This is a genomic window from Ensifer sp. B1-9 (genome assembly GCF_050474445.1).
In the GTDB taxonomy this organism is placed as follows: Bacteria; Pseudomonadota; Alphaproteobacteria; order Rhizobiales; family Rhizobiaceae; genus Ensifer.
Genome location: NZ_JBCHVG010000010.1, coordinates 202,201 through 214,814 on the forward strand (window position 1 = coordinate 202,201; position 12,614 = coordinate 214,814).

At 64.7% G+C, this 12,614-nt stretch carries 14 protein-coding genes; 7 read left to right on the plus strand and 7 right to left on the minus strand.

Going from position 1 to position 12,614, the window contains the following annotated elements; all coding sequences use genetic code 11:
* Positions 1-35 precede the first annotated feature (35 nt).
* Positions 36-1,277, plus strand: a complete 1,242-nt coding sequence (locus ACQ5BM_RS20020; RefSeq protein ID WP_429814909.1) for an MFS transporter — start codon at positions 36-38, stop codon at positions 1,275-1,277.
* Between the two features lie 28 nt (positions 1,278-1,305).
* Here ACQ5BM_RS20020 and ACQ5BM_RS20025 read toward each other — a convergent pair whose 3' ends face one another.
* The 6 genes from ACQ5BM_RS20025 to hemC form a co-directional block, all read right to left on the minus strand.
* The gene (locus tag ACQ5BM_RS20025) at positions 1,306-2,046 is read right to left on the minus strand and encodes a glutamine amidotransferase (protein ID WP_429814912.1); all 741 of its coding nucleotides are present in this window, start codon (positions 2,044-2,046) and stop codon (positions 1,306-1,308) included.
* Between the two features lies 1 nt (position 2,047).
* On the minus strand, positions 2,048-2,530 hold the full coding sequence (locus tag ACQ5BM_RS20030) for a TerB family tellurite resistance protein (protein ID WP_429814915.1): 483 nt from the start codon (positions 2,528-2,530) through the stop codon (positions 2,048-2,050).
* A gap of 26 nt (positions 2,531-2,556) precedes the next feature.
* Complete coding sequence (locus ACQ5BM_RS20035; RefSeq protein WP_429814918.1) at positions 2,557-4,209, minus strand: heme biosynthesis protein HemY; 1,653 nt, start codon at positions 4,207-4,209, stop codon at positions 2,557-2,559.
* 11 nt (positions 4,210-4,220) lie between these two features.
* Complete coding sequence (locus tag ACQ5BM_RS20040; RefSeq protein ID WP_429814921.1) at positions 4,221-5,492, minus strand: COG4223 family protein; 1,272 nt, start codon at positions 5,490-5,492, stop codon at positions 4,221-4,223.
* 156 nt (positions 5,493-5,648) lie between these two features.
* The gene (locus ACQ5BM_RS20045) at positions 5,649-6,362 is read right to left on the minus strand and encodes a uroporphyrinogen-III synthase (protein ID WP_429814924.1); all 714 of its coding nucleotides are present in this window, start codon (positions 6,360-6,362) and stop codon (positions 5,649-5,651) included.
* A gap of 4 nt (positions 6,363-6,366) precedes the next feature.
* Positions 6,367-7,296, minus strand: coding sequence for a hydroxymethylbilane synthase (gene hemC / locus ACQ5BM_RS20050; RefSeq protein WP_429814927.1), 930 nt, complete (start codon positions 7,294-7,296; stop codon positions 6,367-6,369).
* A gap of 74 nt (positions 7,297-7,370) precedes the next feature.
* Between hemC and tsaD the strand changes: the two genes are divergently transcribed.
* The 6 genes from tsaD to ACQ5BM_RS20080 all read left to right on the plus strand — a co-directional run bounded on the left by tsaD (position 7,371) and on the right by ACQ5BM_RS20080 (position 11,564).
* Positions 7,371-8,465 carry a tRNA (adenosine(37)-N6)-threonylcarbamoyltransferase complex transferase subunit TsaD gene (gene tsaD / locus ACQ5BM_RS20055; RefSeq protein ID WP_429814930.1) on the plus strand — a complete coding sequence of 365 codons (1,095 nt, stop codon included), beginning with the start codon at positions 7,371-7,373 and terminating at the stop codon, positions 8,463-8,465.
* Positions 8,466-8,559: 94 nt separating this feature from the next.
* Positions 8,560-9,561 (plus strand): NAD(P)H-dependent glycerol-3-phosphate dehydrogenase, encoded by a 1,002-nt coding sequence (locus ACQ5BM_RS20060; protein WP_429814933.1) that lies wholly within the window; start codon positions 8,560-8,562, stop codon positions 9,559-9,561.
* A gap of 76 nt (positions 9,562-9,637) precedes the next feature.
* Positions 9,638-9,931 (plus strand): YciI-like protein, encoded by a 294-nt coding sequence (locus ACQ5BM_RS20065; RefSeq protein WP_429814936.1) that lies wholly within the window; start codon positions 9,638-9,640, stop codon positions 9,929-9,931.
* Between the two features lie 6 nt (positions 9,932-9,937).
* Positions 9,938-10,369: an EVE domain-containing protein gene (locus ACQ5BM_RS20070; protein ID WP_429814939.1), complete on the plus strand. Its 432-nt coding sequence runs from the start codon at positions 9,938-9,940 to the stop codon at positions 10,367-10,369.
* A gap of 65 nt (positions 10,370-10,434) precedes the next feature.
* Positions 10,435-11,100 carry a class I SAM-dependent methyltransferase gene (locus ACQ5BM_RS20075; RefSeq protein WP_429814942.1) on the plus strand — a complete coding sequence of 222 codons (666 nt, stop codon included), beginning with the start codon at positions 10,435-10,437 and terminating at the stop codon, positions 11,098-11,100.
* A gap of 50 nt (positions 11,101-11,150) precedes the next feature.
* Complete coding sequence (locus ACQ5BM_RS20080) at positions 11,151-11,564, plus strand: DUF1761 domain-containing protein (RefSeq protein WP_429814945.1); 414 nt, start codon at positions 11,151-11,153, stop codon at positions 11,562-11,564.
* Between the two features lie 19 nt (positions 11,565-11,583).
* On the opposite strand, the gene ACQ5BM_RS20085 is transcribed toward ACQ5BM_RS20080, so the two are convergent.
* Positions 11,584-12,387 (minus strand): hypothetical protein, encoded by an 804-nt coding sequence (locus tag ACQ5BM_RS20085; protein WP_429814948.1) that lies wholly within the window; start codon positions 12,385-12,387, stop codon positions 11,584-11,586.
* Between the last annotated feature and the right edge of the window lie 227 nt (positions 12,388-12,614).

The window sequence follows — 12,614 nt, forward strand, 5'->3', positions numbered from 1 at the left end:
CGTGATATCCGACCCTCAGTAGGAGTCTCTTTCGCATGTCCGCCGTTCATGCCTCGCACCGTTTTGCCGCCTTCCGGCATGTCGGCTATCGCCGCTATTTCTTCTCGCGGTTCCTTGCTTACTTCGCCATCCAGATCATCTCGGTCGCCGTCGGCTGGCAGATCTATGATCTCACCCGCAATCCCTTCGATCTCGGTCTGATCGGCCTCTTCCAGTTTCTGCCGTCTCTGGTGCTGATCCTCGTCACCGGCGCGGCTGCGGACCGCTACAACCGGCGCATGATCATGGGGATCTGCATGGTCGTCAGCACGCTCTGCGCGACGGCATTGCTGTTGCTGACCGTATCCGGGTTGTTTTCACCCTGGCCGGTCTATGCGGTCCTGATCGTCTTCGGCATCGAACGCGCGTTCCTTGCGCCCGCGTCGCAGTCACTGGCGCCCAACCTCGTGCCGCCCGAAGATCTGCCCAATGCGATCGCGTGGAATTCCACGTCCTGGCAAACGGCGATGATCGTCGGTCCGGTTGCCGGCGGCCTGATCTATGCGCTCGGCGCCGTTGCGCCCTATGCCGTCGGTGTCTGCTTCTTTCTGGCCTCGGCGCTGATGGTCTTCGCGATCCCGAAGCCGGCAGCGCGCACGCAAGCCGCCGGCCAAAGCTGGGAGACGATCACCGCAGGTTTCCGCTATATCAAGGCGGAGAAGGTGGTTTTGGGTGCGATATCGCTCGATCTCTTCGCCGTGCTGCTCGGCGGCGCGGTCGCGCTGATGCCGGTCTTTGCCCGCGATATTCTCGATCTCGGTCCCTGGGGTCTCGGCCTCCTGCGCGCCGCCCCCGGCATCGGTGCCGTCAGCATGGCGGTCTGGCTGGCCGCGCACCCGATCCGCCACCGTGCCGGTTTCTACATGTTCACCGGGGTCGCGCTCTTCGGTCTCGGCACCGTTGTCTTCGGTCTTTCGGCGACGCCCTGGATCTCGATCGCCGCGCTCGTCGTCATGGGCGCTGCCGACATGATCTCGGTCTATGTGCGTGAAATCCTGATCACGCTCTGGACGCCGGACGAGCTGCGCGGCCGGGTCAACGCCGTCAACATGGTCTTCATCGGCGCGTCCAACGAGCTCGGCGAATTCCGCGCCGGCATGATGGCATCCGGCTTCGGCGCCGTCTTTGCGGTGGCCTTCGGCGGCCTGGGAACGCTGCTCGTGTCCGGGCTCTGGGCGCTCGGGTTCCCGCAGTTGCGCAAGATCGACACGCTGGACGTGCCTGATCACCACAAGTAGCGGGCACACGGCGCAGGGGACCGGCCGCTTACGCCTTTGTCGGATTTGATTTCGGCCGCTCGTCGCGCAGGAAGATCAGTTCCAGGAAGTTCTCCATCCAGGTGCGCAGCGGCCCGTCGTGCTGCATGCGTCCGTCGAGATGCGCCTTGCCCACCTGGGCGCCCGGCATCTCGAAGCGGTGCGCACCATGTACGACCCAGCGGTGCATCATGGCGCGGGTCAGTTCGCCGTGGAATTGAATGCCCCAGGCATTGTCACCGTAGCGGAACGCCTGGTTGGGATAGGTGTCGCCGGTCGCCAGCAGCTCGGCGCCGGTCGGCAGGTCGAAACCCTCGCGGTGGAAATGGTAGACCATGGCCGGCCAGTCCATCAGCGCCTTGCCGGCTTCGGTCGCGACCAGCGGATACCAGCCGATCTCGGTCATGCCTTCGTGATGCGGCGCCACGGAGCCGCCGAGATTGCGCGCCAGCATCTGGGCGCCGAGGCAGATACCGAGATAGGGCTTGTTCTCCTTGAGCGGCACGGACAGCCAGTCGATCTCGCGGCGAACGAACTCTTCCTCGTCATTGGCGCTCATCGGTCCGCCGAAGATGATCGTGCCGCTATGATGTTCCAGTGTTGGCGGCAGATCGTCGCCGAGTGCCGGCCGACGGATGTCGAGCCGAAAGCCCTTCTGCTCCAGGATCTGGCCGACACGGCCGGCGCTCGACCGCTCCTGATGCAGGATGATCAGTACGGGCTTTCGGGCGCTGGTGTCCGGCATCGGCATTTCAGTTTTCCTGTTGCGGCTCGGTGTCTTCGACGGCGTCGCTTCTCGCCGCAGCCACCTGCCGCTGCAGCACCCGATCGCGACCGGAGACGCCGAGCAGATCGGCGATCCGCCAGATCACGTGGTCTTCCATCTCGCTGCGCTCACCGTCGGCATAGACGATATCCCAGAGCATGCCGACGAGTTCGATCCGTTGCTCTTCCGAGAGGTGGCGCTTGATCTCGGCGGTGAACTGGTAGAAGTCGATCGCCTCGCTTTCCGCAGTCTCACCCGCTTCGATCAGCGCGGCAAGCGAGGCATCGTCGAGCTTGTAGTGTTTCTTGATGACCGACCGCATCTTGCGCCGTTCGGATGCAAGGATCCGGCCGTCGGCTTCCATCACCTGGAAACAGAGGGCGATGACGGCCACGCGCGGATCGCCATGCTCTATCTGCGTCGTCGGGCCGGTCAGGCCGTCGAGAAACGTTCGTAAGCGTTCAAACATGTATTTCGCCACAACCCCTTGAGAGTTCAAAACAGTCGGAAACTAGTCTTTTCCGGCGCCCTCTCGCCGGCGGCTGGATCGCGCACGCCGGGATCATCCGGCGGACGGCCGAAGAAAGGATCGGGTATACGCTCGCCGTTGGTAACCTCTTCCTTCTCCGTCTTCTTGACCGGAGTCTTGTCGGCTATCGGCTCGGATGGCTTGCGCTCCGTAACCTTGATGGGCTGCGGCTCCGGGCGTGCCTCCTCCCGTTCGGCCTCGAGGATGACCGGCGTTTCGCTGCGACGGGCTACGGGTGCCGGTTCATGCGCATGCGGCTCCACCGCCACCGGCGGCAGACTGCGGATCGCCTCGTCGGCATTCGATTGCTCGTGGTCGACGGTCGCCGAAAGCGTATGCGGGGGCGCCTTCCATTCGAACGCATCGAGCCGCCCGCTGACCGGCGACACCGGCAGCCAGGTCGGTGACGTCACGCCGTCGGCCGTCCAAGCGGGGTCGCGTGGGCTGCGCAGGGCCTGCGCCATCCAGTGGCGGATGCGGCCCTCGTCGCCGGTATCCGCCTCTTCGATATCGGCGAGCAGCAGGAAGACGCTCTCGGTCGGGTCGAGCCGGGCGGCGGCTTCCGCCTTGGTCCGCGCCAGAAGCAGTTCGCGCGCTTCGAGCGCGGCTTCGGCGACGGCAGCCATCGCCACGGCATTGTTGGGTTTCAGGGCTTCGAGCTTTCGCGCCCGCTTCAACCGGTCAACGGCGGTGTCGCCGCCACGGGCGCGCACGTAGAGCCGCGCCACGTCCGGATGCGGATCGTGCTTCCAGCTCTTTTCGAGGATCGAGGTTCCCTTGCGCAGATTGTCCTCGCGAAACAGCGCCTTGGCAGCCGTCAGCGCCGCCGGTACCAGATGTTCGTCGAGCTTCAGTGCGGCAAGCGCATCGTCGCGCGCCGCCTTCACGTCGCCGTCGAGCCTGGTGATCGCCCGAGCGGTCAGGAGCACCGCCTTCTTGCGGTCGGCTTCCTTACGCTCGACCACATGGGCGGCGCGGCTCTGGTCGAGGAGACGCAAAGCATCGTCCCACTGTCCGGCCTGGCTCTGGCTGTCGAGCGTCGCGAGCGCTGCCCAGGGCAAATGCGGTGCCTTCTCGGCGGCGCGTTCGGCATATTGCCGGGCGGCCTCGTGGGCGCCGAGGCGTTTGGCTTCGAGGTAGAGGCCACGGAGCCCGAGCTCGCGGGTCTCCGGATCATCTGCCATCAGCTCGAACTTGCGACGCGCATCGTCATACTTGCCTTCGATGAGGGCGGTCTGCGCTTCGAGCAGGTGGATCAGCGGCTCCTGGTCGGCGCTGATCAATCCGCGGGTGCGGGCGGTCATCTTGCGGGCAAGATTGGCGTCGCCGGCGCCGGCAGCGATCAGGCCGGTCGAAAGCGCCTGATAGCCACGGTCGCGCTTGCGGGCGCGGAAATAGCGGGTGACGGTGTGCGGCGAGAGCCAGATGGTGCGTACAAGCCAGACGGCGATCAGCACCGCGGCGATCAGCGAGATCAGCAGTGACGCGGCGCGCATCAGGCTCATCTCGATGAGCTGACCCTGCCAGATCAGCGAAAGTTCACCCGGTCGATCCGCGAGCCACGCGAAGCCGAGGCCGAGACCGAGCACGATCAGGATGAAAATCAGAATGCGGATCATATCTGGTACCCTCAGCCCTCTGTGCCTGGCTTTGCCATCGTCGCGGCGACGGCGGCATCGATCGCGGCTTCGACACGCAAACGCTGGTCGAGCTTGGCCTTGAAGGTCTCGCCCGCCGGTTTGGCGGCATCCGGCAGGCCATCCCACTCCAGAGCGGCGCCCTTGAGGTCGCCGTTGTTCAGCTTGTCCTCGATGCGGGCGATGACGGCTTCGGGCGTTTCACCCTCGACACTGCCGACGGGGCGCACGCGAATGCCGGACAAGGCGCCGGACACCAGCCGGTCGAAGATGCCCTCGTTCGGATCGGGCTGATTGAGGGCGTCGAGCATGGCATCGGCGGTTTTCGGGAATTCGCGGCGCAGGTCGGTGCGGGTCGGCACGCCAACCTGGGCATCCTTAGCCAGAGCGGCGACGGCCGGCTCTTCCGGTGCGATGCTGCGCAGAGCATCGAGTTCGGCAAGGAAGGGGCCGCCGCGATCGATTGCCGACTTCAGCGCCGTGACCGCGACCGCCTTGGCCATCTGGATGTCGTTGACCGGCTCGTTGAGCTTCTGTTCGGCGGATTCGATGCGGTTCGTGAGCTCGGCCTTCTCGGCAGTTGCCGCCTGTTGCGCATCGGCAAGCGCCGTCTTCAGGCCTGCGAGCTCCTTGGTGAGCGTGTCGATCTCCGCCTTCAGCGTTTCGACCTCGGCGCCCGGCGCCCCATTCGTTCCGGGTTGGGAGGCAGACTGCTCCAGAGCGGCGATACGGGCTTCGAGCGCCGTGTTGTCGACGACTGCTGTGGACGTCGGGAGTGCTGCGATCTGGTCGCGCAGGGCCTGCAGTTCACCGGAGATGTTCTGCTCGATGCCGGAACCACGATCCGGGCCAAGTCCGGGGACGATGCCCGCATATTGCAGGCCGCCGAAGCCGAGCAGCGTTACGAGGCCGCCGACGATGCCGGCCGCAAGCGCGCCGGAGTTCGATACCGGTTTCTGTCGCAGCGTCGGCTCCGGCTCATGTGTCGAGTGGGGCGGCTCTTCGGCGAAGACGGCTGCGGCCGCATCGGCGCGCTGCTCCTCGATCTCTTCTTCCAGACGCGATCCGGCGGCACTGTCGTCGCTGCTGTCCGTTGCCGTGTCATCCGCCTTTGCGTCGCTTGCCGGGTTTGCGCTTGCCACGTCCGTCACTGTCTCGCGGCTGGCTTCGGCCTCTGATTCCGCAACGGTTTTTTCCGCTTCGAGGTCGATCGTCAGCGGTTCCTTCTCGGACTTCGAGCGGCGCGGCGGGTTTTCCGATACCATGGTGACCTCTTCCCGTTGGTGCCTGTCGGCTCTTCTCTCAAACCTAGTCAGCCGGATCGGTGAGGGAAAGCCCCTCCGTTCCGTTTTTGGCCGAATCGGCATCGGACTAGCGCGGAATGCGGGCGGAAAACCGGCCACACTTTTCCTCATCCCGATTTAGAGCAATCTAAAAAGGTTTTCCTCATCAGGCCTTGCGGCGATCTGCGACATGACGTTGCCTGGCAGCGCCTCGGCAACGGCAACGCTCAGGCAAAGGTAGCGCGGGCTGAAGGACGCAGCGTCCAGACCAGCCTCCAACAGCAAAGTCGTCAGCCGCCGGGCCGTCTCCCGGGAATAGAGAAGAACGGCGTCGGGCCGGCCGGTTCGCGCGAGATCTCGCAACGCGCCCGGCGGGAGCGTGATCGGTTCCATGCGGTAGCATTCGACCGTTCTATGCTCGACACCGTGCTGGCGGAGCGTGCTCTCGAGACCGTCGGAGCGAGGCGAGCCGGTCAGGTAGAGGAGGGGCTGTTTCGGCAAGGTGCCGACGGCCGAAACGATCAGCCCGGCCAGCGCTTCGCCGGCGCCGTCTCCGACGCGGATATCGGTGAAGCCAAGTTCCGCTGCCGCCCGCGCGGTCGCCTCGCCGACGCAGAAGCACGGGGTTTTCAGATGCTGTTCCATTTCACTGCCCAGCGCTGCGAGCACCCGAACGGCTTCGGCGCTGGTCAGGACGATGGCGGAAAATGGCTGTTCGAGCGCCGCGCTGGCAACGGCCGTGAGATGCGTCGCCTGCATCAACGGCAGGAGGATCGGCTGGTGGCCGGCAGCCTGCAGCCGGCGTGCCGTCGCCTCGGCGGCGGGAAGCGGCCGGGTGACCAGCACGCGCATCGGCTCAGGTCCAGCTTGCAAAGAAGCCGGGGCCGGCCTTGGCGCGGATTTCCTCGCCCGCCTTCTTGCCGAGCGCTTCGGCTTCGGTGGCCTTGCCTTCGATGGTGACGCGATGATGCGTCTGGCCGTCGGGTGTGAGGATCATGCCGGAAAAACTGAGATGTGTGCCATCCGAGATGGCGAGACCGGCGATCGGCGTGCGGCAGGAACCGTCAAGCGTTGCCAGGAAACCGCGCTCGCAGGCGACTGCCTCATGCGTGCGCGCATCGTCGATCGCGGCGAGCAGGTCGTTGATGCGGCTGTCGCCAATCCGGCTCTCGATGCAGATCGCGCCTTGCGCGGGGGCCGGCGGGAAATCCTTGGGATCGAGCAATTCGGTCGGTACGTCGGTCATGCCGAGCCGCTTCAGGCCGGCATAGGCGAGCAGCGTTGCGTCCACCTGGCCCTCAGCGAGCTTTCGCAGCCGCGTTTCCACCTGGCCGCGATAGGTGATGACGTTGAGATCCGGGCGCAGCCGGCGGATCAGCGCCTGGCGGCGCAGCGACGAGGAACCGACGGTCGCGCCCTCGGGCAGTTCCATCAGCTTGCGCGCCGTGCGCCCGATGAAGGCGTCGCGAATGTCCTCGCGCGGCAGGAAGGCGGAAAGACAGAGCCCGTCCGGCAGCTTCGTCGGCATGTCCTTGGACGAATGCACGGCAAAATCGAGTTCGCCCGACAGCAACCGCTGTTCGATCTCCTCGGTGAACAGGCCCTTGCCGCCGATCTCGGCGAGCGAGCGGTCGGTGATCCGGTCGCCCTTGGTCGAGAGGATGACGACCTCGAACATTTCCGGCGCCAAGCCATGCGCCGCTGCGAGCCGATCGCGCGTTTCATGGGCTTGAGCGAGCGCCAGCGGGCTGCCGCGCGTGCCAATCCGGAAAGGTTTTGTTTGCATCAAAGGCTATCCATTGTTACCGGAGTTCCGTGTACCCACCTTTCGGTGTGACCGCAATCTTTGAGTATACCCTGATGTCTCCGCCCCTGCGCATCCTCGGCATAGAAACAAGCTGCGACGAAACCGCCGCTTCCGTCATTTTGCGCGATTCCGGCGGCAAGGGCCACATTCTCGGGGACGTCGTTCTCAGCCAGTTGGAAGAGCACAGCGCCTATGGTGGCGTGGTTCCGGAGATTGCAGCGCGCGCCCATGTCGAGGCGCTCGATACGCTGATCGAGGAAGCGCTGCTGCGCGCCGGTGTGACGCTTTCGGACATCGATGCGATCGCTGCGACAAGTGGTCCCGGTCTGATCGGCGGCCTGATCGTCGGGCTGATGACCGGCAAGGCGATCGCGCGGGCGACGGGCAAGCCGCTCTATGCCGTCAATCATCTCGAAGGACACGCGCTGACGGCGCGGCTGACCGACGGGCTCTCCTTCCCCTATCTGATGCTGCTTGTCTCCGGCGGCCATACGCAGCTCATCCTCGTCAAGGGCGTCGGCGAATACGAACGCTGGGGCACGACGATCGACGATGCACTTGGCGAGGCCTTCGACAAGACGGCGAAACTGCTCGGCCTTCCCTATCCGGGAGGCCCGGCCGTGGAGCGTGCGGCACTTGCCGGCAACCCCGCGCGTTTCGATTTTCCGCGCCCGCTTGTCGGTGACGCGAGGCTCGACTTCTCGTTTTCGGGTCTGAAGACGGCGGTGCGCCAGGCGGCGCAATCGCTGGAGCCGGTGACGGATGAGGACATCGCCGATATCTGCGCCTCCTTCCAGCGCGCGATTTCGCGCACGCTCAAGGATCGCGTCGGACGCGGGCTGAAGCGCTTCAAGGCAGAGCATGCTGGCGTGGCGCGCCCGGCTCTGGTGGTTGCCGGCGGCGTTGCCGCCAATCAGGTGCTGCGTTCGACGCTGCAGACCCTGTGCGCCCAATCCGGTTTCGAGTTTATCGCACCGCCGCTTTCGCTCTGCACCGACAATGCCGCGATGATCGCCTGGGCCGGTGCGGAACGCCTGGCGGCGGGCATGGCGGCCGATGGCCTCGACGTCGCGCCGCGCTCGCGCTGGCCGCTCGACGCTCAGGCACAGGCACTGCTTGGCTCCGGCAAACGCGGCGCCAAGGCATGAAATTCAGCCAAGGGCATGAAGAATTCAGCCAAGGGCATGAGAGGCCCGGCCCAGGGGCTCAGCCCGGCGTGATGCAGGATGTGACGGATAGAGAATGAACGATAATTCCAAGATCGGGCCCAAGATCGTCGTCGTCGGTGCCGGCGCCTTTGGCACCGCGCTTGCCGCGGTTGCGGCCTCGGCCGTTGGCAGCGACGTGACGTTGCTCGCCCGTCGCCGGGAGAGCGTAGAGGCGTGCCAAAGTACCGGTCGCAATGAGGATCACCTGCCGGGCATCGACCTGCCTGCGGCGTTGAAACATACGGCCGATGTCTCTGTTCTGGCCGATGCCGAGGTCGTTCTTTTCGCCATGCCGTCCCAGGCGCATCGCGATGCGGCGCGGCAATATGGCCCGCAGATCAATGCCGCCGCCACGATCGTCACCTGCGCCAAGGGCATGGAACAGGCGACCGGCCGGTTGCTGACCGATGTCCTGTCGGAGGAATTGCCCGGCCGTTCGATCGGCGTGCTTTCGGGGCCCGGTTTTGCTGCCGATATCGCCAAGGGCCTGCCGACTGCGATGGTGATCGCTGCGGCCGATGCCCAAACGGCGACGATGCTGGCAGAGGTGCTTTCAGGCCCGACCTTCCGTCTCTACCCGTCGGAGGATCGCATCGGGGTCCAGCTCGGCGGCGCGCTCAAGAACGTGCTGGCCATCGCCTGCGGCATCGTCGAGGGCGCAGGGCTCGGCGATTCCGCTCGAGCAGCGCTGATCTCGCGCGGCCTTGCCGAGATGTCGCGCTTCATTGCCGCCGAGGGTGGCGAGGCCGACACGGTGCGCGGGCTGTCCGGCCTTGGCGACCTCGTGTTGACGGCCACCAGCCACCAGTCGCGCAATCTGCGCTTCGGCATCGCGCTCGGCAAGAACGGCCGCGCCGATGGGCGCACGAGCGAACTGGTCGAAGGGGCGTTTGCTGCCTCGGTCGCCGCCCGTGTCGCCCATGATCTCGGGGTTGAAATGCCGATCACCGAAGCGGTGGCGGCGATCATCGACGGCAAGCTCGATGTCCGCACCGCACTCGAACAATTGATGACACGCCCGATTACTCAGGAATAATCCCGCAGCGGGATGAGGAAAGCGTAGGCGGGTTTCCGCTTGCATCCCGCGCCAGACGACAACCCCAGGAGGAAGCATGCTCTTCGCACTTCATTGCACCGACCAGCCAGGCGCCTTGCAGCTTCGGCTCGATACCCGCCCCGATCACGTCGCCTATCTCAATGATCTCAACGCAAAGGGCATCCTGAAAATGGCGGGCCCGTTCCTCGGCGACGACGGCAAGCCGACCGGCAGCCTGGTGATCGTCAAGGCCGAGACCATCGACGAAGCCCGTGCTTTCGCCGAAGCGGATCCCTATGCCAAGGCGGGTCTTTTCTCCAATGTCGAGATCAAGGCCTTCAACTGGGTCTTCAATAATCCGGAGGCTTGAGAGGCGATGGCGCACTGGCTCTACAAGTCCGAACCATTCAAATGGTCCTGGCAGATGCAGAAGGATGCGGGCGCCAAGGGCACCGAGTGGACCGGCGTGCGCAACTATCAGGCGCGCAACAACATGCGGGCGATGCAGATCGGCGACAAGGGCTTCTTCTACCACTCGAACGAGGGCCTGGAGATCGTCGGCATCACCGAGGTCTCGGCGCTTTCGCACCCGGATTCGACCGCAGAGGGTGATGCCCGCTGGGACTGCGTCGACATCCGCGCGGTGATGGACATGCCGCGTCCGGTGACGCTGAAGGAGATCAAGGACAATCCGAAGCTCGCCAAGATGTCGCTCGTCACCTCCATGCGCCTTTCGGTGCAGCCGGTGACCGAGGACGAATGGATCGAGGTCTGCCGTATGGGCGGGCTCGACAATCCGCCGCGGTAGTTTGTTTTCCGCGTGATTTGTCCGACCCCGGTTCCCCGCCTTTCGAATCACATCTGGAGAGCTGTTTGAAGACCGATCCGGAAAGCTTCATTCTCGCCAATACCGGCGTTCTCTCGCCGCCGCATGTGCCGGAGGTCCGCCTGCATCTGGCAACCGAGGCGCATGAGCTCTGGCTGAAGACGGAGGAGGAATTGCAGGAGATCGGCCTGCCGCCGCCGTTCTGGGCCTTTGCCTGGGCCGGTGGGCAGGGGCTTGCGCGCTATATCCTCGATCATCCGGAGGTAGTGTGCGGCAGGAAGGTCGTCGATTTCGCCTCCGGTTCCGGTCTGGTGGCGATCGCCGCGATGAAGGCCGGCGCGGCCTCGGTTCTTGCTGCCGATATCGATCCCTGGGCGGAAACGGCGGTCCGGCTCAATGCCGATCTCAACGGCGTCACGCTCTCCTATACGGGCGAGGACGTGACCGGCCGCGATCTCGACGCCGATGTCTACCTCGCCGGCGACGTCTTCTATGACAAGGCTTTCGCCGACCAACTGAAGCCGTGGTTTTCGGATCTGGCGGCAAAAGGCGTGACGGTGATCGTCGGCGATCCCGGCCGCGCCTATTGCCCGCGCGAGATGATGACGGCGCTTGCGACTTACGAGGTTCCCGTGACGCGCGCACTGGAAGACAGCGAGGTCAAGCGCACGACCGTCTGGCGCTTCGGAGCTGCTGCGGACACGGACGGTTGACAGCCCAAAGGCCTTCGATTCCAATCCGTCAAAAAAAGAGGGGATCGAACATGGCATTTGCGGGCATGAACTATCTGGCGGTGCTGATTGCCGCCATCGCGGCTTTCATCATTGGCGCGATCTATTACGGCGTTCTCGGCAAGCCCTGGATGAAGGCCGCGCGCATCGATCCCGCGAGCGCGCAGATGTCGCCGGTACTCTTCGCCATTTCCTTCGCCTCGGAACTGGTGATGGCGACCATGGTCGCCGGCGTCGTCGGCCACCTCGGTCCGGGCGACGTGACACTCGTCAACGGCATCGCCTCGGCCTTCTTCCTCTGGCTCGGCTTCGTCGCCACGACCCTCGTCGTCAACCATCGCTATCAGGGATTCGGCTGGGACCTGTCGCTGATTGACGGGGTGCACTGGCTGCTTGTGCTTCTGGCGATGGGCGCCATCATCGGCGCCATGGGCGTATCGGGCTGATCGGCCGGAAGCGCTGCGACTACCGCCGGATCACGCAGACGCCGTGTTCATAGGCGCAGGAACCGTTCATCGTTTGCGGCGTGACATTGATGATCTTGCCGCGTTTCGTCTGCGGTGGCGGCGCGTACTCGCCGCCGTCGGCATAGCCGTAATCGCCTTCCTGGTTGAAATAGATACCGTTGCCGAGGTCGACATAGGCGGAAATGCCGCCGACATAGGTGCCGATGCCCGGGATGATGTCCGGATATTCATCGCCGCCATAATAGCTCGGGCGATAGTCGCGGCGCTGGCCGCCGGATGTCCAGATCTCGCGTCCGGCCCTGTCGCGAACCCAGCCGCCGCCGGTTCCCCAGTGCTCGGCATAGGCGCCGCGATAGGGGCGATATTGCGGGAGGAGAACATGCCGCGTGCGTGTCTCGACTTCCGGCAGTCCATCGGCGATGCGTGGGCGACCATCGTGGCGGCGGCCCCCGGATGTCCAGATGTCATTGCCTGCCCTGTCGCGAACCCATCCGCCGCGATGCTCCCAGCGCCCGGCATAGGGGCCGGGGTAGGGGCGATATCGGGGGAGACCAATGTGCCGGGTGCGCGTGTTCACTTCCGGCAGCCCATTGTTGGCCATCCAGTCGCGACGCGGCATGTGATTGCGGTTCCAGCCGTTGCGGCCTGAGCGGTCCGAATACATGCGGACATGGTTGCTGCGCGTCTGGAAGCCGCGTGCTCCGCCCCAGTCGCGGGCCTCCAGGGGGATACAGGTTGTGGCGATGACCAGGCCGGCGAGCGCTAGCACTTTGGTCGCATGGATTGCCCTGAACAGAGTCATTCTGTTCGCCCTCCGGATGACGCTTAACAAATCGTTAAGATCACCTTGGGCCACTTTCGCCGGAAAGTCACGGAATTGCTTGGCTTTTTGCCGCTATCGTTAACGGATGCCCATGTCTCCGGCAGGCAGGAAAATGGCGCAATTCGTCTAATCGATTAAATTGATTTTGCACCGCAAACACACTTGTCGTTAAGCATTATGGTGATTAAAGGTCCGAATGACTGAAT